The organism is Bacteroides mucinivorans (genome assembly GCF_034654355.2).
Lineage (GTDB): Bacteria > Bacteroidota > Bacteroidia > Bacteroidales > Bacteroidaceae > Bacteroides > Bacteroides nordii.
In genome coordinates, this window is record NZ_CP178179.1 from 2219230 (window position 1) to 2239102 (window position 19873).

Consider the following 19873-nt stretch of genomic DNA (forward strand, 5'->3'; position numbering starts at 1 on the left):
AAATAATCTTTTTACAAGTATGAAAACTGTAGCAATAATTCCTGCTCGGTATAATTCGAGTAGATTTCCAGGAAAACCTTTGGTCGATATTTGTGGCAAACCTATGATTTGGTGGGTGTATAATCAGGTTAAGCAAGCTTCTCGTATTACAGAAGTAATGGTTGCCACTGATGATAAAAGAATACTTGAGGCGTGTAGTGCTTATGCTATTAATTGTGTTATGACTCGTTCTGACCATAGTACAAGCACAGAGCGGTTATATGAGGTTGCTCAAAATCTTGAAGCGGATTTATACGTTTGTATTAATGGTGATGAACCACTGATAGATCCGGAGTTAGTGAATGCAATTGTACCATTAGGCATACCTCAAAAGTCTTTTTTTGTAAGTAATCTTATGACAGAGATAAAAAATCCTGCAGAAGTTGTTGATTTTACTAATATTAAAGTTGTTACGGATACAGATTCAAATGCTCTTTTTATGTCAAGAGGTATAATACCATATCCAAAATCTTCCATTGAATATAAATACTACAAACATGTCGGGGTTTTGGTTTACACATTAGAAGCTTTGAAATTTTTTAGTGAAACCTCTAAAGGGTATAATGAAAAGATAGAAGATATAAATGAGTTAAGGTTTATTGAACATGGAAAAAAAATAAAAATGGTTGAAGTTCAAGCTAACTCATTATCAGTTGATACTCCCAAAGATTTGGATAAAGTAGTTTCTATAATCAGAGAATCTTTAAAACATGAATAAAATACAAATATTAGATTGTACCCTGCGTGATGGTGGGTATATTAATGATTTTCGTTTTGGTAAATTTGCTATTTCCAAAATAATTAATCAACTTGTTGTTGCCAATGTTGATATTATTGAGTGTGGCTTTTTAGAAGACTGTAACTACGATGAGAATTGCTCTATTTTTAATTATGTAGAAGAGATCCGACCTTTTCTTCCACAAGATCGAAAGAAATCTATGTTTGTAGCAATGGCGTGTTATGGTGAATATTCTTTGGACAAGTTGTCCGTTTATGATGGAACTTCTATTGATGGAATCAGAATTACTTTTCACTATAATGAAGTTGAAGAAGCTTTGGAGTATTGTAGACAGATAAGTGAAAAGGGATATAAAGTTTTTGTGCAGCCGGTTGGTACTACCAGCTACACAGATATTCAACTGATAGAATTGATAGATAAAGTGAATAAACTTCAACCTTATTCATTTTACTTGGTCGATACTTTGGGTCTGATGCAGCGGGAGGATATTCTAAGGATGTTTTATTTGGTTGATCATAATCTTAATTGGAATATTCATATGGGATTCCATTCTCATAATAATTTGCAACTTTCATTTTCCAATTGTCAGGAATTTGTCCGTTTAGAGTCTGATCGTATCATTTCTTTGGATTCTTCAGTTTACGGTATGGGGCGTGGTGCGGGAAATTTGAATACGGAATTAATAGCTAATTACTTGAATGAACACCAAGTACGTAAGTATGAGATAGAACCTTTGTTGGAAATAGTCGATGAGTTTATTGTCCATATTAAAGCTAAGTATGAATGGGGATATTCGGTTCCGTATTATCTGGCTGCCATTAATGGCTGTCATCCTACGTATGCTTCTTATTTAAGCAGCAAACAGACCCTTCCGGTAAAATCTATAAGTTCGATCCTTCGTATGATAGCCCCTGAAAAACGTTCTTTGTTTGACCGGAAATTAGCAGAAGAGAAATATGTAGAGTTTCAATCCCGTGAAATAGATGATACGGCTGCAATAAAATTATTGAAAGGTGAATTGTTTGATAGAAATGTGATGTTATTGGCTCCTGGAGTATCTTTGGATACGAATAAAGATAGAATTCTCCGTACGATAAAAGAAGAAAATTGCCTTGTCGTTTCTATTAGTTTTGTTCCTGATTTTTTGGAACCGGACTATGTTTTTCTAAGTAATTTGAAACGCTATAATACAACTTTCAATCCGCTCAAAAAGGATATTAGGCTGATTCAGACTTCTAATATAGACATAAAAGAAGACAATAAAATAATAGTAAACTACTCTAATTTACTAAATGAGGATGATTGGATTATAGATAATTCTTCCTTAATGTTTTTGAATTTGTTATTGAGGCTTTTTCCGAAACATGTTTATTTGGCAGGATTGGATGGATATGTTCCTTATCATAAAAATTATTATATGGATCGTTTAGCACTTCTGCAAGATGATGAAAGGATTGAACAACAAAATAAATCAATGAAGCAACGGGTCGTTGAGTTATCCGGTAGCTTGAATATTAGTTTTATAACTCCCTCTTTATATCAGTAAGAATGGATATTTGTAGAGAACTTTATGCGGTCATACAGGAACACCTAGAGGAGATCCTCTCTTTACGCGGTACTCGGCAATTAAAAGCAGATAATACATTTGTTTCCGAAGGAGACTTGTTATGCGAGACCTTACTCTTTCATCATTTGAAAGCTCATTTGACTAATTATTTTATTATTTCGGAAGAAACACCAGTATCTGATTTAAATTCCCTTTCCGATTATGAATATGTGATAACTATTGATCCTATTGACGGTACAGAGAATTTTGTTTCCGGATTGAAAGAATGGGGGATAGGAGTTTCTGTTTATCGACAAATGAGGCATTATCAGTCTATGATTGCTTTACCGGAATTAGACATTTGTTTATGTACAGGCGATGAAATAACTCGTATGCCAGATTCTAGAATATGTGGTTTATCTTCTTATATGACTTCTGGTGATTTTGTGGGTCTACCACCCAATAGTGAATATCGTATAATGGGTTGCTGTATGTATAATATGTACAATGTGATTCGTGGCTCTTACAGGCAATTTATACATTTGAAAGGTGCTTATTCGTGGGACATTCTCCCGGGGCTTAATTTGGCTTTAGAACATGGGCTCTCAGTATACTTAGATGGAGAAAAATATACGGGTGAGTTTCTCTTACCCGGGTACAAATTTAATTTTGAAATTGATTAAATTATGAGCCTGTTTTTCTTAATGAAAAATGTATAATCTTATAACAATGAATCTAAATAATCATCATATGAATATAGGAATCGCTTTAAGAGGGGTAAGAGCTAAGTTAATAAAGAACTTTAGGGTTAATTGGTCGTTATTACTCTTCAATATGAGTAGTGCTGCTACTATTAATCGAGTAAAAGTAGAACGTTTGAAGAATGCCTATAAAGGAAAGAGAATATTCATAGTATGCAATGGTCCCAGTTTGATGGCGGCTGACCTTGATAAGATAGCTAGGAGTGGTGATTACTCGTTTGCATCGAATAAAATTGATAAAATATTTAGTCAAACAGCTTGGAGACCTACTTTTTATTGTGTTTCAGATGAGACATTTCAATTCTCTTTATTAGAAACGATGCAAAAGATACCGGCTAAAGTGAAGTTTTTTCGTACTGTTAGCTATATGACAACCCGTAGAGCTGGCGGAAACTGTGTGTATATCAATATGAATGGTGATCGTGCTCTATTGAACCATCCGCGTTTTGCCGAAGATTGTAGTAAGGTACTCTATGGGATTGCTACTGTGACTTATGTTATGCTGCAAATTGCTGTTCACATGGGTTTCCGTGAAATTTATATTATTGGCTGTGATAATTCTTATGGCAAGGAAGTAAAGAAGGACGGTACTATAGTGGATAATGGTACTGCTTCTTATTTTGCAGGAAGTGACGAGAAGGATAGAGCTACTGTAGCTGCTACATGGGAAATGAATGTAGCTTATGATTTTGCCCGTCGTTACGCTGATGAACATGGTATAAAGATTTTTAATGCTACTCGGGGAGGATATTTGGAGGCCTTTGAACGTATGGATTTTGATTTACTCTTTGATAGTAAGAATCAAGATATAAAATAATCGTTTTCACATTTTATCCTTTACAGTTCTTGATATCCAAAACGAAATATATTATTACTATGATTAAGAAAATAATGCTTGGCTTTGGCACACGTCCCAAAGCACTATCTGTAGGTATAGTGAAACTGGTGGGAACTGATTTCAATAAGATTGTAAACGAGGAGTCTGTTTTACTTGATCTAACAAAGTGCGTTTGTTAGCTGTCATATTGTTTATAAAAGCGATTGATATCTAATCTTTTACTTTCTACATCCCCCATCAGGTTTTCGTGTTGGGAGCTTTCTTGATACTCAGATTAACATTTAATATTTTCATAAATATCCTATTGATACTGGCAGTAATTGTTGTCAGCTCTTTTATTGGGGGTATTGTATCTTAACGTTATAGTTTCTTTTAAAAATAGATAAGTGTGATACCAAAGATAATCCATTATTGCTGGTTTGGCAAAGGAAAAATGTCAGAACTGGCATTGAAGTGTATTGAGTCGTGGAAGAAACATCTTCCGGACTATGTGATTAAAGAGTGGAATGAGGATAATTTCGATCTGGATGCGTATCCTTATGCCCGTGAAGCATACGACAATCGGAAATTTGCCTTTGTAACTGATATTGTGCGTTTACATGCTTTATATCACGAAGGAGGTATTTATATGGACACGGATGTTGAGGTTTTGAAACCCTTGGACACTTTTCTAAAGTATGATGCGGTGTCGGGGTTTGAGTCAAAAACTCAAATTCTAACAGGTTTAATGGCGTGTCGTGAGGGGCATTCTTTGTTTAAAGAATTACTGAATGAATATGAGGGTATACACTTCAAACAGCCGGATGGAAGTCTGGATTTTACTACAAATGTAGTTCGTATTACTAATACTTGTTTGAAATACGGTTTGGTTCCCAATAACCTGTTTCAGACGGTAAATGGTTTTACTCTCTTTCCGAAGGAATATTTCTGCCCGAAATCTTACGATGATGGGAAAATATATTTAACTGAGAATACGGTTACTATACATCATTTCGCAGGAAGTTGGTTGACACCCAAGCAAAAGATTACGGAGAGAGCTGTAAGAGTGATAGGCAATGATAACTTTGCGGTTATAGTCCGTTTGAAAAAAAAGTTGTTTTCGTTTTTTGGTAAATAGACTTTAAGATATGATAGTTGATTCTGAATCTGTACTTGTCTCTATTTTGGTACCTGTATATAAGGTGGAAAAGTACATTGAGAAGTGTGCCATGTCTTTATTTGAGCAGACTTACGATAATATAGAGTATGTATTTGTAGATGATTGTTCGCCGGATGATAGTATAGCTTTGCTGGAAAGCATAATGGAACGCTATCCCAAGAGGAAGGAACAAGTGAAGATTGTGAAACATGAGAAGAATATAGGGCTGGCCAATGCAAGAATTACGGGTATAAATAACTGTAGTGGTTTATATTTGCTGAATGTGGATAGTGATGATTATATTGCAAAGGATATGGTTGAAGTTATGATGGAGAAAGCCTTAGATTCAGATTCGGATATGGTTGTTTGCGATTTTAATTATGTCTTTACTAATAAGGTGAAGAGAATGAATAATGTGGTAGAAAACGATCGTCTCGAATATATAGCCAGTTTGATTACAAGACATTCTTCTGTCTGTGTGTGTGGACGTTTGATAAAGAAGTCTCTCTATGTAGCTAATTCGGTTTATCCTATACCGGATTTGAACTATGCGGAAGACTACGTGGTAACACCACGTTTAGTGTTTTATACCCATAATATAGTCAAAGTGGATAGAGCTCTCTATAATTATGTTCAATCAAATAGTATCTCTTATACTCATAATCTTAGTTCTATTTCTATCGGTAATGCAATTTTGGCGAATCATATACTTTGCGATTTCTTTATTAAGCACGGATTATCTGGTAAACTTCCTTTACGAGAGTCTAAAGCAATCAATTTAGTGACTTTATTGTATGCTACACCTTTAAATCTATTATCTGAAGTAGAGTTAGCGTGTGAAGGATTGGACTTACGAGATTTAAGAATATCCTTATTGCATAAGTACCTTTTAGTATTGGCCCAAAAAAAATGTACAAGATTGCTCTATGGCATATTAAGCATAATTAATTTCATGAGAAATATTCTATAAGTCTGGTTTTATGAACATTCTCTGGTGTGAAAGACGTAACTTTAGATATTGGTTCTTTTGTACAAGCTGCTTTATGTGGCTACTGTTATTCGTAGCATTATTAAATGTCACTGACTTACTTCTTATAGGACAAATGGCTACTGTACATTTATCTGTAATGGCAGCACTACTATTAGTTCGTTCTTTTTGTGCCAGGAATCCTTTATATCTTATTTTCTTTAGCTTTATTGCGCTCTATGTTTTGCCTGCTAAATTATTTTTTTTTGACGGATTATATTTTTCAGCTTATCATCAGACATTTTCTTATTATACGGCAGGCTATACAACTTTAATTTTTTCTTTATTCTTATTGTTTGTAAACTTATTTTTAATCATACCTCGGGGAACAACTAAGCAGATTCAATTTCGGAGAAATAATTGTATCTTTTGGCTTCTTTATATTATTGCTTTCATAATAGTGTGCATGTGCAGGAGAAAGGGGAATATGTATGGAGGAGAAGATGGAGGGGTATCTACATTGAATGAATATGTCATAATACTTTTCTTGATCTGTTTTATATATAGTTCCAATGAGAAGTTGAAAAACAGAGCCTTGTATTTTCTTTATGCCCTTTATGCATTCTTTGCTATTATTACTGGTGGTCGTATTGAATTGGTTCTTCTTTTTTTTCTGTTATTGGCAACAGTGTTACAGTATAAGTTTTCCTTCAAATTTCTATTCTTGTGTTTTCTGTTTGGAGTGTGGGGTATGACATTGTTTGGAAAAATCAGACATGATCCTGTTATACTTCTTCAACAGGATATAATTTCTATTATTTTTGATAATCGTGCAGTTGACTTAGGGATGCAGACTTCCAATGAAGGGGATGTGTATTGGGCTTCAGAAAGGTTGTTGTGTTTGATAGAAGATGGAAACCTTAATTTTTTTTCTCGTGTAGAGGCTGCTGTTTGTTACTTTCTTTCTCCATTGGCTCCTTCTTCTTTTTTTCCTGAGACTGCAAACCTCTCCACTTATAGAAAGGATTTAATGAATACTGGCGGTGGAAATTTAGCTCCTGTCAATTTCTTTGTTATGTTTGGTTTCTTGGGGACTGTATTCTTGGGGTATTTTGTCTCTCGTATGTTAAATATGCTTTTTAAGGATAACTGTAATCTGCCTAAAATCTATATTCTATTGATGGTAATTACGGTATCCCGTTGGTTTGCGTACAATCCAATACAATTGGTAAAATTATGTGTTTGGGGGATAGTTTGTTATTATTTAGTGATAAGCGTAGACTATACTGTGAAAAAACATCGTCAGAATTGCTGATAAAAGGTAATGCTTTTTTCCTTTTATTTTTTATAATTTAAAATGTATGCCAATACTTTTACAGATAAATACTGTCTGTAACTCCGGTTCAACCGGACGTATAGCGGAGGAGATCGCTAATTTAGTCATTCAAAAAGGATGGAAAAGCTATATTGCCTATGGTCGTGGGAAACAGCTAAGTACCAGTATAACCTATCACATAGGTCGTGATCAGGATTTATTAATAAATGCATTTGCTGCAAGGCTTTTTGATAATGATGGATTTGTGAGACGAAAACCTACGGAACAGTTTATAGAATATATAAAAGAGATAAGACCGGATATAATACACTTTCATAACTTGCATGGATACTATTTAAATCTGGATGTTTTATTTAAATATTTAATCGCTTCACGTATTCCTGTAATCTGGACTTTGCATGACTGCTGGAGTTTTACTGGGCATTGTGCTTATTTTGATTTTGTCGGTTGCACTCGTTGGATGACAGGTTGCTATTCATGTCCGGAGAAACATAGCTATCCTAAAAGCTTGTTATTGGATCGTTCTTTGGAGAATTATGTACATAAGAAAGAGCTGATATCTCAGTTGAATATATTGAGAATAGTTACCCCTTCATCGTGGTTGGCTGATTTAGTAAGGGATTCTTTTTTGAAAATATTTCCGATAACAGTTATTAATAATGGTGTGAATCTGAAGCAGTTCTATCCCCGATCTACCGGTGAACTGCTTCAAAGATATAGATTTGGGAATAGAAAAGTCGTTTTAGGAGTTGCCAGTATATGGAATGAAAGAAAAGGATTGAAATACTTAGTTGGATTAATAGATTATCTCCCCGCTGATGCTTACCAGATTATAATTATAGGTGTAACAAAAGCTCAGAAGAAACGGCTTCCTCCGGAAATATTAGGTATTGAACGTACTGAAAGTATAGATGAATTGGCACAATTTTATTCATTAGCGAATGTATATGTCAATCCTACATTAGAAGATAATTTTCCCACAACCAATCTTGAAGCATTAGCCTGTGGTACACCTGTAGTGACATTTAAAACAGGAGGGAGTGTTGAAGCAATTGGTGAAGAGCAACCATGTGGCGCTATAGTGGATGTGAAGTCTGTTCCTGCATTAGCCGATGCCGTGAAGTTAATAACAGCGAAGGATATAGCCGTACTAAGAAAGATGTGCATAGAAAGAGCTAACAGATACTATGATGCTTCTGAACGCTTTAAGGAATACTTGAATATCTATAATGATATTCTTTGTAAGTAATATACTCATAATAAGGAAGTAATATTATAGAATGAAAATTTCTCTCATTACCGTTACTTTTAATAGTGGCGGAACTCTTCGTGATACTATTCAATCTGTTTTATCTCAAACTTATTATGATATTGAATATATCATAGTAGATGGACATTCCCAAGATAATACAGTTGATATGATAAAAGAGTATGAACCTTTGTTTCATGGTCGGTTAAAATGGATTAGTGAGAAGGATCAAGGACTTTATGATGCTATGAATAAAGGCTTTAAGATGGCTACAGGTGAGATTGTCGGTATTATTAACTCCGATGACTTATTGGCTGAATCCGGTGCAATAGGAAAAGTTATTGATTGCTTTAAGGATCACAAAGATATTGACTGTGTATATGCAGATCTGTATTATGTGTCACAGCATGATACTTCTAAAATAGTACGTCACTGGATCACAGGAAAACAGCGTTCGTTTTCAAAAGGGTGGCATCCTGCACATCCGACTTTTTATGTAAAGCGAGAGATATATTCAAAATATGGGATGTTTGATTTGGATTTTAAATTTGCTGCAGATTTTGAGTTGATGTTACGACTGGTGGAGAAAGAACATATAAAAACATTTTATTTATCAGAACCATTAGTAAGAATGCGTTTAGGAGGAACTACCAGTAAGAATCTGACCAATATACGAAAAGGGAATATTGAATGTTTGAACGCGTTTAGAAAGAATGGAATATCTGTAAGTGTTTTATATCCATTCTATCGTTTGCTTCCTAAATTGAAACAATACTTCCAATAATTATTTTTCATGAAACTACTTTTTACAGGAGCTTCCGGCTTCTTAGGTAATCATATTTATCCTTTATTGAAAGAGAAATACTCTATTTCTACTATCGGTTTAACTTCACTGGATAATTACTTCGTTAATTTGGCTATAGCGGTTCCTTTCCTAACAGAAAAGTATGATATTGTTCTTCATGCTGCTGGTAAAGCCCATTCTACACCTAAAACAGAAGAGGAAAAGCAATTATTTTTTGATGTGAACTTGCAAGGAACAAAGAATCTATGTGTAGCATTAGAGCGCACAAGTATTCCTATGGCCTTCATTTTTATTAGTACTGTTACTGTTTATGGTTGTGATTGTGGCGAGAATATAACAGAAGACCATCCTTTAAATGGAATGACACCTTATGCCTTAAGTAAAATACAAGCAGAGCAATATTTACAGGAGTGGTGTAATAAACATCATGTGACTTTAGGAATTATTCGTCCTTCATTGATTGCAGGGCCTAATCCTCCGGGAAATTTAGGTGCTATGATCAATGGGATACGTCATAGTAAATATTTCAGCATTGCTGGTGGTAAAGCCCGGAAAAGTGTTTTGATGGTGCAAGATATTGCGAATTTGATCCCATTATTAGCAGAGAAAGGGGGAATCTATAATGTTTGTGATACTTATCAACCTACATTCCGGGAATTAGAGTCCGTGATATGTAGGCAACTTGGTAAGTCAATGCCGCTTTCCATTCCGTATTGGTTGGCAAAAAGTATGGCTGTTGTCGGTGACTGTTTTGGAAGCAAAGCACCTGTTAACTCTTTAAAACTGAATAAAATAACCAAATCTTTGACTTTTAGTAATGAGAAAGCAATGCGTGAATTGGGGTGGAAACCAATGAATGTATTGGAGAATTTTAAAATTGAATAGCTATGCTTTGGGGAGTTATAGGAGGTTTGCTTGCTCTTGTTATTTTAATCTTTAGTGGCCTCCAACTGTGGTTTTATCTGATTAATAAAAACGAATAATGTATTATTTAATAGTCTTAGTTCTGCTTTTCCTGGCAGAACTTTTTTATTTCCGTATTGCTGATAAATGCAATATCATCGACAAACCCAATGAGCGCAGTTCGCATACCCGGATCACTTTACGGGGTGGGGGGATCATCTTTTATTTCGGCGTATTAGCCTATTTCCTTACGAATCATTTTGAATATCCCTGGTTCATGCTTGCTCTGACACTGATCACTTTAATCAGCTTTATTGATGACATTCGTTCTACTTCTCAAGCACTGCGATTGGTGTTTCATTTCTCCGCCATGGCTTTGATGTTCTATCAATGGGGGCTGTTTTCTCTTCCCTGGTGGACAATCCTTGTTGCGTTAATAATATGTACCGGTATCATTAATGCTTATAACTTTATGGATGGAATCAATGGGATCACCGGAGGTTACTCCCTGGTCGTTCTGGGAGCATTGGCATATATTAATACAAAAATAACCGCTTTTGTTGAAGCAGATTTTATCTATTCCTCGCTTTGTGCTGTAATAGTTTTCAATTTCTTTAATTTCCGAAGACGTGCGAAATGTTTTGCCGGTGATGTAGGTTCTGTGAGTATTGCATTTATCGTCTTATTCCTTATCGGTAAGCTCATAATCAAGACGGAGGATTTCAGTTGGATTATACTGTTAGTAGTGTATGGGGTAGATAGTGTGCTTACCATTATTCATCGTCTGATGCTTCATGAGAATATAGGTTTGCCGCATCGGAAACATCTGTATCAGATCATGGCAAATGAACTAAAAGTACCTCATGTAGTAGTTTCTTCTGTATATATGGTGATACAAGCATTGGTAATAGTGGGTTATTTCTATTTTCAGGCGTATGGTTACTGGTATTTATTGAACAGTATTTTAGTATTAAGTATTCTATATGTCTTGTTTATGTATAAATACTTTGATCTACATTTTTTTTCAACTAACTGATAATTATCTCTCTACAAACTTTCTGAGAGAAACAGCTTTACCTCCCTCTTTTTCGTTTGTCATCCGATAATAAAACCTCATCTTTGCAATGTTGATCAACGAAACATGTGAATGAAAAAAACGATTAGTAACATTAAAAAGAGGAGGTAATTATGCCTTTATTTTACAGAGCGGTGCAATCACCGATGGCCAACAAAGCAGGAGCTAAATTATGGCATCTTAATCTGGTTAAAACCGGAGCAACAGTAACTACTCAGCAATTGGCTGAGGTAATAGCAGAGAAATCATCCCTTACGCCGGGTGATGTACAGAATGTGGTACGTAACCTGATGTCGGCAATGCGGGAACAACTTCTGAACAGCCGTACGGTACGTCTGGATGGCTTGGGGACATTTACAATGAAAGCCCGTACGCAGGGCAGGGGAGTAGAGAGTGCCGATAAGGTAAATCCGAATCAGATAACAGCTTTGAAGTGTCAGTTTACAGCTGAGTATACTCGTCCGGCAGCTATTGGTACCACACGTGCCTTGTTGCAAGGTGTACAGTTTGTGCATGCTGATTTGCTGAAGAGCATGACCGAGGGAGGAAACCCTGGCGGTGAGGGTGAGGGGGAAGATCCTTCTATTTAGTTGAAAGCTTAGAGAGTTGAAAGTTGAAAATTGAGAGTTGAAAGTTGGCTGCGCGGCACTTGATACGTTATTAAAATGGGAGGAAAATGAAAAAGACGATTTGGAATACGATTTTAAAAGTGGTTATAGCTGTGGCAAGTGCCTTGGCTGGTGTATTTGGCGGACAGGCTATGATGGCTTAGCGGACAAATAGATATAAATAAGAGATCGCCCGGTTCATTCTTAGGAGTGAATCGGGCGATTTTTGTTTATTATAAGTCTTTCAGTAATACTTTACTTGCTTTTTTGTAGTACTCTTCTCTTGATTCTACCAGTACCCGCCACTCATCACTGAACTCTTCTTCTTTGTCTATCTTGAAGTTCTCAGAACCATAAGTATCAAGGCGCTCGAGTAGTACAGCTACGTTTAATTTATTGATATCCATGGAAGGCTGATAAGCAATGTTTTCGCTTTTTTGGTCAGTCACAACTTCGTGTATCAGATTGATTTCCTGCAACTGATACAATGTCTGATTGGTGAGTCGTATCGGGATCAGATGTTCGTCTGCCAGCTGTTCGGAGGTATATGGGGGCTCGTTTTGTTCAAAGCGTTTGGCTATAAGAGACATAATGAGGATAGAGATAAAGTCCCGGTAACGGCGGCTGATATTCTGGGTGTCTTTATCGAAACTAAAATTCCTTATGTTTTGTCCTGCAAAAGTCAGTTCTGCTCCAAACAAACAGATGGTCCAGGAGATTTGCAACCACAACAGGAACATCGGTAAGGCAGCAAAGCTGCCGTAGATGGCATTATAGCGCGATACCCATAACTGACTGCTGATGTATAGAAACTGGAATGCCTGGTAAGCAGAACCGGCAAGGATTCCTGATATCAGAGCATGTTTGAACTTCACTTTTGTGTTGGGCATAAATATATAAAGCCCTGTAAACATAAACCAGGTGAGCACAAAGGGGATAAGCCGTATCAGAAACTTCATAATAGGAGCCAGCAAAACGAAATCTTCTATCTGCTTCAACATTGTACTCATGAAGATGGAAAGACCACCGGAAACAACAATAAGGATAGGCATCAGAAGAAACATAGAGAAATAGTCGGTGATTTTGCGATACATATTTCTCGCTTTCTTTACTCCCCAAATGCGGTTGAAGGTAATTTCGATGTTACTTACCAGATTGATTACCGTCCACAATAACATGATTAAACCCACTCCGATGAAAACTCCACCTTTGGTTTGCGACAAGTAAGAGTTTACAAACTCAAGAATGGTATCAGAGGTTTCGGTTGCACCTCCAAAACCGTTGCGGAACTGATGTTCCATTATGGTGGAGACCCCAAATCCCCGGGCAATGGCAAATACAATGGCAAGTATAGGTACAATGGCGAGCAATGTGCTATATGTCAGTGCAGAAGCTTTATTGACAATACGGTCTTTGGTGAAACGGTTGATGCAGAGATAAATGGTTTTGATGATATTGTAAACCGAGAATTTAGTTTTGGTTACCTCATCTTCCGTGATACGCCAGATGTCATAGGTGATAAATTTCCATATATCTGCTATTCTTTTATTCATGGCATTCAGTAGATTATAATTTTAAAAAAAAGCAGTCGGCCTGTAAGCCGAGTTCTGTCCTTGTATAATTTTTAATTTATAATTATTAATTAAACAAGTGCCTGTCATTTATCTGAGTGACATGTTACCATGCCACTTTAGCGGTCTACCCTCCGACATGGAGCGAGCAACTCTCATAACGCCGGTATACATGACCTTACAACTCCCAAGACGTACAGCCCGACACGTCACCATGCGGCTGGTGGGCTTTTACTCCACCTTCTCACCCTTACCTTGTCTTTCCGAAGAAAGAGAGGCGGTTATTTTCTTCTACGTTACTCTACCCTCGCGGACAGCTTTCTGTTAGGAAGTGGGATGCTCTGTGTTGCCCGGACTTTCCTCCTGTGCCGAAACACACGCGACAGACCAGCCAACTGCTTTAGGGGGGCAAAAGTACGTCATTTATTTCTTTTATGCTAAAAAATAAACACAAACTTCTTCTTTATTGTTCGTGCAATCCCTATCTTTGCTTTTAGAATGGAGTCAGTAGTTAGACGTTAGTAGTTGGTAGTTAGAATCCTTTCGGCATGACAACGCTAATATGCTGCACAGATTCTAACTACCAACTACTATCTACCAACTACTAATTTCAATTATGCTTCAATGAAAATGCGTATCTTTTTTTTCAGCTTGTTATGGTTTATAGTGACAGGCATTAAAGCTCAGGACATTCCGTCCGTACCTGCCGATTCGGCTTATGGTGTTGTTAGTGTATCTGTTTGTAATATGCGTGCTGAGGGTAAATTTACCTCTGGTATGACTACGCAGGCTTTGCTGGGGATGCCGGTGAAGGTATTGCAATATACAGGCTGGTATGAGATACAAACACCTGACGACTATACCGGATGGGTGCATCGGATGGTTATCAGCCCAATGTCCAAAGAGAAGTACGATGAATGGAACCGGACAGAGAAGATAGTAGTAACGGCACATTATGGATTTACGTATGAAAAGCCTAATGAACATTCTCAGACAGTTTCGGATGTTGTGGCAGGCAATCGTCTGAAGTGGGAGGGGAGTAAAGGACATTTTTATAAGGTCTCTTATCCAGATGGCAGACAGGCCTATATTTCAAAGTCGATAGCAAAGCCCGAAAAAGAATGGCGTTCAGAGTTGAAGCAAGATGCAGGGAGTATTATTCGTACAGCTTATACGATGATGGGAGTTCCGTATTTATGGGCGGGTACTTCTTCTAAAGGGGTGGACTGTAGTGGTTTGGTGCGTACTGTACTTTTTATGCATGATATTATTATTCCCCGGGATGCTTCGCAACAAGCATATATAGGGCAACATATTGACATAGCACCTGATTTTAGTAATGTGGAGCCGGGTGATCTTGTTTTCTTTGGACGGCAGGCTACGGCTGAGAAAAAAGAGTCTGTTTCGCACGTCGGTATATATATAGGTGATAAAAGGTTTATCCATGCTTTGGGGGATGTGCATATCAGTAGTTTTAATCAGGCAGATAAGGAGTATGATGCATTTAATGCCGGGCGATTGCTTTTCGCTGTCCGTTTTCTACCTTTTATAAATAAGGAGGCGGAATTGAATACAACACTTACAAACCCCTACTATAAAAAGAATTAGCATGCAAAATAGAAGAGATTTTCTGAAGACTGCCGCCCTGGCGGCTATAGGTTCCGGTCTGATTGTGAACAATACTTTTGCGGAAGCTTCTCATCCTGCTTCTTTTTCTATAAACAGGTTGGGAAAGGGTGGAAAGATGAAAATGAAGTTTTTTCCTTATGAATTAAAACTGAAGCATGTGTTTACGGTAGCTTCCTTTTCGCGTACTACGACTCCTGATGTGCAAGTGGAGATAGAATATGAAGGGGTGACCGGATATGGTGAAGCTTCCATGCCTCCCTATTTGGGGCAAACAGTGGATAGTGTGATGAAGTTTCTGAGTAAGGTTAATCTGGAACAGTTTGATGATCCGTTTGAACTGGAAGATATTCTGGCTTATGTTGATAGTTTGAGTCCGGGCGATACGGCAGCAAAAGCGGCGGTAGATATTGCTTTGCATGATCTGGTAGGAAAACTGTTGGGAGCTCCCTGGTATAAGATATGGGGGCTGAACAAAGAAAAGACACCTTCTACCACGTTTACTATTGGTATTGATACACCGGATGTAGTACGTGAAAAGACACTTGAGGTGGCTGGGCAATTTAATATACTAAAGGTGAAACTGGGACGTGAAAACGATAAGGAGATGATTCGGACAATTCGCTCGGTCAGTACGCTCCCGATAGCTGTAGATGCCAATCAGGGCTGGAAAGATAAATACTATGCGCTCGATATGGTTCATTGGTTGAAAGAACAGAGGATTGTGATGATTGAGCAACCCATGCCTAAAGAACAGTTGGAAGACATTGCCTGGGTCACTCAGCAGAGTCCGTTACCGGTGTTTGCTGATGAATCTTTGCAGCGTCTTAGTGATGTGGCTGCTTTAAAAGGTGCTTTTACCGGAATCAATATAAAGCTGATGAAATGTACCGGAATGCGTGAGGCATGGAAAATGGTGACTTTAGCGCGTGCACTGGATATGAAAGTAATGGTAGGGTGTATGACCGAGACATCTTGTGCCATATCTGCTGCTGCGCAATTTTCTCCGGCCGTTGATTTTGCTGATTTGGATGGTAATTTACTTATCTCCAATGATCGTTTTAAGGGAGTGGAGGTATTAAAAGGCAAAATTACGCTCAATAACTTACCAGGAATTGGAGTCACACTGTCAGTCTGACAGGTACTAATGTGGCAATAAAATAATGTGCTAATTGAATAATATGCCAATGTGCCAATTGCCATGTGGTATGCCACAGCGCAGCCAATTGGTATATTGGCACATTGGCATATTGGCACATTATTTAGCATATTATCCAAATTGTTTTTCTGCCATGTTAAAAGCCTTGTCATGTAACGAATGCAAATTTGTCAGTGTCCGTCGTTAAGCGCTGTTAATCAGTAAATATTCTCTGTTAAAAGAGGACAAAAAAGAGTGACAAGTGGAATAAGTGAATGATTTTTGTCGTTATTTTAACGTCATAAAGTTAAAACGAATTAGAATATTAACATTTTAAAGAATAAACAAAGAGTAGTATGAAACAGACAACAAAAAACATTCTTGGAGTAGGAGCCATCGTTCTTCTGAGTTCAGGAGTTGCAGGTTTAACAACCTATAAAATGATGCAGACAGGAGATAGCGACAAGCAGGCGTCATTTAATGAGGTGTTCCAACAGAATCCTGATGTGAAACTGGCTGCTTTTGATGCAATCAATGCGCAACCGGTAGACTTGACACAGGCGGCAGAGAATTCGCTTCATGCTGTAGTACATATAAAGTCCACTCAACAATCAAAAACTCAGACTGTTCAGGGAGCACCTGATATTTTTGACTTCTTCTTTGGTGATGGCGGCGGACGTCAGCGCCGGGTACAGACACCGGAGCGTGTAGGTTTTGGTTCGGGAGTTATCATCTCTAAGGATGGATATATTGTAACCAACAACCACGTGATTGATGGTGCGGATGAAATAGCAGTGAAGTTGAATGACAATCGCGAATTTAAAGGCCGTATCATTGGTACAGACCCGAGTACTGACCTTGCATTGGTGAAAATAGAAGCAGACGATGATCTGCCTACTATTCCGGTAGGTGATTCAGAAGCACTGAAAGTAGGTGAGTGGGTACTCGCGGTAGGTAATCCGTTCAATCTGAACTCTACTGTAACGGCAGGTATTGTAAGTGCAAAAGCCCGTACGCTGGGTGTTTACAATGGTGGCATTGAATCTTTTATTCAGACGGATGCCGCTATCAACCAGGGTAACAGCGGTGGTGCACTGGTAAATGCAAAGGGAGAATTGGTAGGTATCAATTCTGTGCTTTCGTCACCTACAGGTGCGTATGCCGGATATGGTTTTGCTATACCAACCAGTATTATGAAAAAGGTGGTTGCCGACCTGAAAGAGTTTGGAACCGTACAGCGTGCTATGTTGGGTATCGCAGGAGCTTCATTGGGAAGCAGTATTATGGAAGACCAGCAACCTATAGACAAGTCGGGCACTACGCTTCGTGATAAAGCGAAAGAGTTTGGTGTAGTAGACGGAGTTTGGGTACGTGAAATTACTGAAGGTGGTTCGGCATCCGGTGCGGATATCAAAGTAGACGATGTGATCATAGGTATTGATGGTAAGAAGGTTCACAACTTTGCCGACTTGCAGGAAGCGCTTGCAAAACATCGTCCGGGTGATAAGATTACTGTGAAGTTGATTCGCGATAAGAAAGAAAAGAGTGTGGAAGTGACTTTGAAGAATGAGCAAGGTACTACAAAAGTAATAAAGAATGCCGGAATGGAAATTCTGGGTGCAGCTTTCAGAGAACTCCCTGCCGACTTGAAGAAGCAACTCAACTTGGGATATGGTATAGAGGTAACAGGTGTTTCCAATGGTAAGATGAAAGATGCAGGTATCCGTAAGGGATTCATCATTCTGAAAGCTAACGGACAGCAGATACGTAAAGTGAGCGATCTGGAAGAGGTGCTGAAAGCAGCAACCAAATCACCGGATCAGGTATTATTCCTCACAGGAATGTTCCCATCAGGAAAACGTGCTAATTATGCTGTTGACCTGACTCAGGAATAGTTTATTAATTGAAAATTGAAAGTTACTATGCAGTATATAGCGCAGCCAACTTTCAATTTTCAATTTTCAACTTTCAATTAAAAAAAGGGTGCCGGTATACAACTTGTCGGCATCTCTTTTTGTTTATACAGATAATAATAATGGTGAAAAAGTTTCGTTAAGATAGTTAGTTAACAAATTATTTGTCGTAACTTTGCACTCCAAATCTGTTTTATAAGAATGAGACAACTAAAGATTACCAAAAGTATCACTAACAGAGAGAGCGCTTCTCTTGATAAGTATTTGCAGGAAATCGGTCGCGAAGACCTCATCACTGTAGAGGAAGAGGTAGAGCTTGCTCAGCGTATTCGTAAGGGTGACCGTGTAGCGTTAGAAAAACTGACACGTGCCAATCTGCGTTTCGTCGTGTCTGTAGCCAAACAGTACCAAAACCAGGGTTTGAGTTTGCCTGACTTGATTAATGAAGGCAATTTAGGACTGATTAAGGCTGCCGAAAAGTTTGATGAAACACGTGGGTTCAAGTTTATCAGTTATGCTGTATGGTGGATTCGTCAGTCTATTTTGCAAGCATTGGCAGAACAGTCACGTATCGTTCGCCTTCCCTTGAATCAGGTTGGTTCACTGAATAAAATCAGTAAAGCCTTCTCAAAATTCGAGCAGGAAAATGAGCGCCGTCCATCTCCGGAAGAGTTGGCAGACGAATTGGAAATCCCGGTTGATAAAATCTCTGATACGTTAAAAGTGTCCGGCCGTCATATTTCGGTAGATGCACCTTTCGTTGAAGGAGAAGATAACAGCTTGCTGGATGTGCTGGTGAATGATGACTCGCCTATGGCGGATCGCGCTCTGGTTAATGAGTCTCTTGCGAGGGAAATTGATAGAGCTCTTTCTACGTTAACCGATAGAGAAAAAGAAATCATACAGATGTTTTTCGGTATCGGACAACAGGAAATGACATTAGAAGAAATCGGCGATAAGTTTGGTCTCACACGTGAGCGCGTTCGTCAGATAAAAGAAAAAGCAATCAGAAGATTAAGACAAAGTAATCGTAGCAAATTGCTCAAATCGTACTTGGGATAAGGCGATATATCAGTTTTCGACAATTAAGGTATTAGTCGTGTAAGTTGAAGTGTTTAGGGTAACTATCTTAAAAAACAGACTTGCACGACTTTTTTTATCCCCCTTTTTTGTTACCTTTGCCGCAATAAAACAGTTTAGATATGAAATACGTAAAAATACTATTTGCAATAGCACTGGTGTTCACTTTGTGCTCAGCGTTCTCAATTAAGAAAGGTTCTCATAAGCCTGTGTATGCTTTTGGCGTTTCTGCCTCATTTACAGATACTGTGGTGTACTATACGGATATTCAGTTGATTGATAGTGTTCATCTTGATAAGAATGGTTTTTTGCCACATCGTGAATTGTACAGCTATCAGTTTAAAAACTTTTTAGAACTGGATATGAATCAGCCTAACAGGACTTGTATGATTTATTTTTCGGATAGTAAGAAGAAGATTGATAAAGAAGCTTTGAAAATATTGGGGAAGTACAAGAAGAACAAAGCGGTGGCTTTGCAAAAGGTTGATCCTGAAAAATTCAGGTTCACTAAACCGGAAGAATAGTTAAGATGTTAATATAT

The 19873-nt window shown here is 37.8% G+C and carries 20 protein-coding genes and 1 other RNA gene; 19 read left to right on the forward strand and 2 right to left on the reverse strand.

All coding sequences use genetic code 11. The features are described from left to right. Positions 1–19: 19 nt before the first annotated feature. The 14 genes from kdsB (at position 20) to VCM39_RS08090 (ending at position 12168) form a co-directional block, all read left to right on the forward strand. The gene (gene kdsB / locus VCM39_RS08025; protein WP_322933415.1) at positions 20–757 is read left to right on the forward strand and encodes a 3-deoxy-manno-octulosonate cytidylyltransferase; all 738 of its coding nucleotides are present in this window, start codon (positions 20–22) and stop codon (positions 755–757) included. Next, a complete protein-coding gene (locus tag VCM39_RS08030; protein WP_322933414.1) occupies positions 750–2324 on the forward strand; it encodes an aldolase catalytic domain-containing protein in 1575 nt (524 codons plus the stop codon). Before kdsB ends, VCM39_RS08030 begins: the two co-directional genes overlap by 8 nt. 2 nt (positions 2325–2326) lie before the next feature. Beyond that, complete coding sequence (locus tag VCM39_RS08035; protein WP_322933413.1) at positions 2327–3007, forward strand: inositol monophosphatase family protein; 681 nt, start codon at positions 2327–2329, stop codon at positions 3005–3007. Between the two features lie 67 nt (positions 3008–3074). After that, complete coding sequence (locus tag VCM39_RS08040; protein ID WP_322933412.1) at positions 3075–3902, forward strand: 6-hydroxymethylpterin diphosphokinase MptE-like protein; 828 nt, start codon at positions 3075–3077, stop codon at positions 3900–3902. Between the two features lie 59 nt (positions 3903–3961). Further along, complete coding sequence (locus tag VCM39_RS08045) at positions 3962–4102, forward strand: hypothetical protein (RefSeq protein WP_322933411.1); 141 nt, start codon at positions 3962–3964, stop codon at positions 4100–4102. A gap of 209 nt (positions 4103–4311) precedes the next feature. Further along, positions 4312–5040 carry a glycosyltransferase family 32 protein gene (locus VCM39_RS08050; RefSeq protein ID WP_322933410.1) on the forward strand — a complete coding sequence of 243 codons (729 nt, stop codon included), beginning with the start codon at positions 4312–4314 and terminating at the stop codon, positions 5038–5040. 10 nt (positions 5041–5050) lie between these two features. Beyond that, positions 5051–6031, forward strand: coding sequence for a glycosyltransferase family 2 protein (locus VCM39_RS08055; RefSeq protein WP_322933409.1), 981 nt, complete (start codon positions 5051–5053; stop codon positions 6029–6031). Positions 6032–6494: 463 nt separating this feature from the next. Next, positions 6495–7343, forward strand: a complete 849-nt coding sequence (locus VCM39_RS08060) for a hypothetical protein (protein ID WP_322933408.1) — start codon at positions 6495–6497, stop codon at positions 7341–7343. A gap of 46 nt (positions 7344–7389) precedes the next feature. Then, on the forward strand, positions 7390–8613 hold the full coding sequence (locus VCM39_RS08065) for a glycosyltransferase (protein ID WP_322933407.1): 1224 nt from the start codon (positions 7390–7392) through the stop codon (positions 8611–8613). Positions 8614–8644: 31 nt separating this feature from the next. Further along, entirely contained in the window at positions 8645–9397 is a 753-nt protein-coding gene (locus VCM39_RS08070; RefSeq protein WP_322933406.1) for a glycosyltransferase family 2 protein, read from the forward strand. Between the two features lie 9 nt (positions 9398–9406). Then, positions 9407–10303: an NAD-dependent epimerase/dehydratase family protein gene (locus VCM39_RS08075; protein WP_322933405.1), complete on the forward strand. Its 897-nt coding sequence runs from the start codon at positions 9407–9409 to the stop codon at positions 10301–10303. A gap of 97 nt (positions 10304–10400) precedes the next feature. Beyond that, positions 10401–11357 (forward strand): glycosyltransferase family 4 protein, encoded by a 957-nt coding sequence (locus tag VCM39_RS08080; RefSeq protein ID WP_322933404.1) that lies wholly within the window; start codon positions 10401–10403, stop codon positions 11355–11357. Positions 11358–11509: 152 nt separating this feature from the next. Next, entirely contained in the window at positions 11510–11986 is a 477-nt protein-coding gene (locus VCM39_RS08085; RefSeq protein ID WP_322933403.1) for an HU family DNA-binding protein, read from the forward strand. 86 nt (positions 11987–12072) lie between these two features. Next, entirely contained in the window at positions 12073–12168 is a 96-nt protein-coding gene (locus tag VCM39_RS08090; protein ID WP_002560793.1) for a smalltalk protein, read from the forward strand. 69 nt (positions 12169–12237) lie between these two features. Here the strand turns inward: VCM39_RS08090 and VCM39_RS08095 are convergent, their stop codons facing one another. Together VCM39_RS08095 and rnpB are read right to left on the reverse strand one after the other, a co-directional pair. After that, on the reverse strand, positions 12238–13557 hold the full coding sequence (locus VCM39_RS08095) for a YihY/virulence factor BrkB family protein (protein WP_322933402.1): 1320 nt from the start codon (positions 13555–13557) through the stop codon (positions 12238–12240). 27 nt (positions 13558–13584) lie between these two features. Then, positions 13585–13974: RNase P RNA component class A (gene rnpB, locus VCM39_RS08100), an RNA gene on the reverse strand. 225 nt (positions 13975–14199) lie between these two features. Between rnpB and VCM39_RS08105 the strand changes: the two genes are divergently transcribed. The 5 genes from VCM39_RS08105 to VCM39_RS08125 all read left to right on the forward strand — a co-directional run bounded on the left by VCM39_RS08105 (position 14200) and on the right by VCM39_RS08125 (position 19856). Further along, positions 14200–15183, forward strand: coding sequence for a C40 family peptidase (locus tag VCM39_RS08105; protein WP_323674011.1), 984 nt, complete (start codon positions 14200–14202; stop codon positions 15181–15183). A 1-nt stretch (position 15184) separates the two neighbouring features. Further along, entirely contained in the window at positions 15185–16339 is a 1155-nt protein-coding gene (locus VCM39_RS08110; protein ID WP_322933400.1) for a dipeptide epimerase, read from the forward strand. Between the two features lie 356 nt (positions 16340–16695). After that, positions 16696–18234, forward strand: a complete 1539-nt coding sequence (locus tag VCM39_RS08115; protein ID WP_289294212.1) for a Do family serine endopeptidase — start codon at positions 16696–16698, stop codon at positions 18232–18234. Between the two features lie 219 nt (positions 18235–18453). Next, entirely contained in the window at positions 18454–19314 is an 861-nt protein-coding gene (locus VCM39_RS08120) for an RNA polymerase sigma factor RpoD/SigA (RefSeq protein WP_221651321.1), read from the forward strand. Between the two features lie 140 nt (positions 19315–19454). Continuing rightward, positions 19455–19856, forward strand: a complete 402-nt coding sequence (locus VCM39_RS08125) for a hypothetical protein (RefSeq protein WP_221651322.1) — start codon at positions 19455–19457, stop codon at positions 19854–19856. The last annotated feature ends 17 nt before the right edge of the window (positions 19857–19873 follow it).

Coding starts and splice junctions, on each gene's coding strand:
- kdsB (WP_322933415.1), top strand. CDS start 20: ATGAAAACTGTAGCAATAATTCCTGCTCGGTATAATTCGAGTAGATTT.
- VCM39_RS08030 (WP_322933414.1), top strand. CDS start 750: ATGAATAAAATACAAATATTAGATTGTACCCTGCGTGATGGTGGGTAT.
- VCM39_RS08035 (WP_322933413.1), top strand. CDS start 2,327: ATGGATATTTGTAGAGAACTTTATGCGGTCATACAGGAACACCTAGAG.
- VCM39_RS08040 (WP_322933412.1), top strand. CDS start 3,075: ATGAATATAGGAATCGCTTTAAGAGGGGTAAGAGCTAAGTTAATAAAG.
- VCM39_RS08045 (WP_322933411.1), top strand. CDS start 3,962: ATGATTAAGAAAATAATGCTTGGCTTTGGCACACGTCCCAAAGCACTA.
- VCM39_RS08055 (WP_322933409.1), top strand. CDS start 5,051: ATGATAGTTGATTCTGAATCTGTACTTGTCTCTATTTTGGTACCTGTA.
- VCM39_RS08060 (WP_322933408.1), top strand. CDS start 6,495: ATGTGCAGGAGAAAGGGGAATATGTATGGAGGAGAAGATGGAGGGGTA.
- VCM39_RS08065 (WP_322933407.1), top strand. CDS start 7,390: ATGCCAATACTTTTACAGATAAATACTGTCTGTAACTCCGGTTCAACC.
- VCM39_RS08070 (WP_322933406.1), top strand. CDS start 8,645: ATGAAAATTTCTCTCATTACCGTTACTTTTAATAGTGGCGGAACTCTT.
- VCM39_RS08075 (WP_322933405.1), top strand. CDS start 9,407: ATGAAACTACTTTTTACAGGAGCTTCCGGCTTCTTAGGTAATCATATT.
- VCM39_RS08080 (WP_322933404.1), top strand. CDS start 10,401: ATGTATTATTTAATAGTCTTAGTTCTGCTTTTCCTGGCAGAACTTTTT.
- VCM39_RS08085 (WP_322933403.1), top strand. CDS start 11,510: ATGCCTTTATTTTACAGAGCGGTGCAATCACCGATGGCCAACAAAGCA.
- VCM39_RS08090 (WP_002560793.1), top strand. CDS start 12,073: ATGAAAAAGACGATTTGGAATACGATTTTAAAAGTGGTTATAGCTGTG.
- VCM39_RS08095 (WP_322933402.1), bottom strand. CDS start 13,557: ATGAATAAAAGAATAGCAGATATATGGAAATTTATCACCTATGACATC.
- VCM39_RS08105 (WP_323674011.1), top strand. CDS start 14,200: ATGAAAATGCGTATCTTTTTTTTCAGCTTGTTATGGTTTATAGTGACA.
- VCM39_RS08110 (WP_322933400.1), top strand. CDS start 15,185: ATGCAAAATAGAAGAGATTTTCTGAAGACTGCCGCCCTGGCGGCTATA.
- VCM39_RS08115 (WP_289294212.1), top strand. CDS start 16,696: ATGAAACAGACAACAAAAAACATTCTTGGAGTAGGAGCCATCGTTCTT.
- VCM39_RS08120 (WP_221651321.1), top strand. CDS start 18,454: ATGAGACAACTAAAGATTACCAAAAGTATCACTAACAGAGAGAGCGCT.
- VCM39_RS08125 (WP_221651322.1), top strand. CDS start 19,455: ATGAAATACGTAAAAATACTATTTGCAATAGCACTGGTGTTCACTTTG.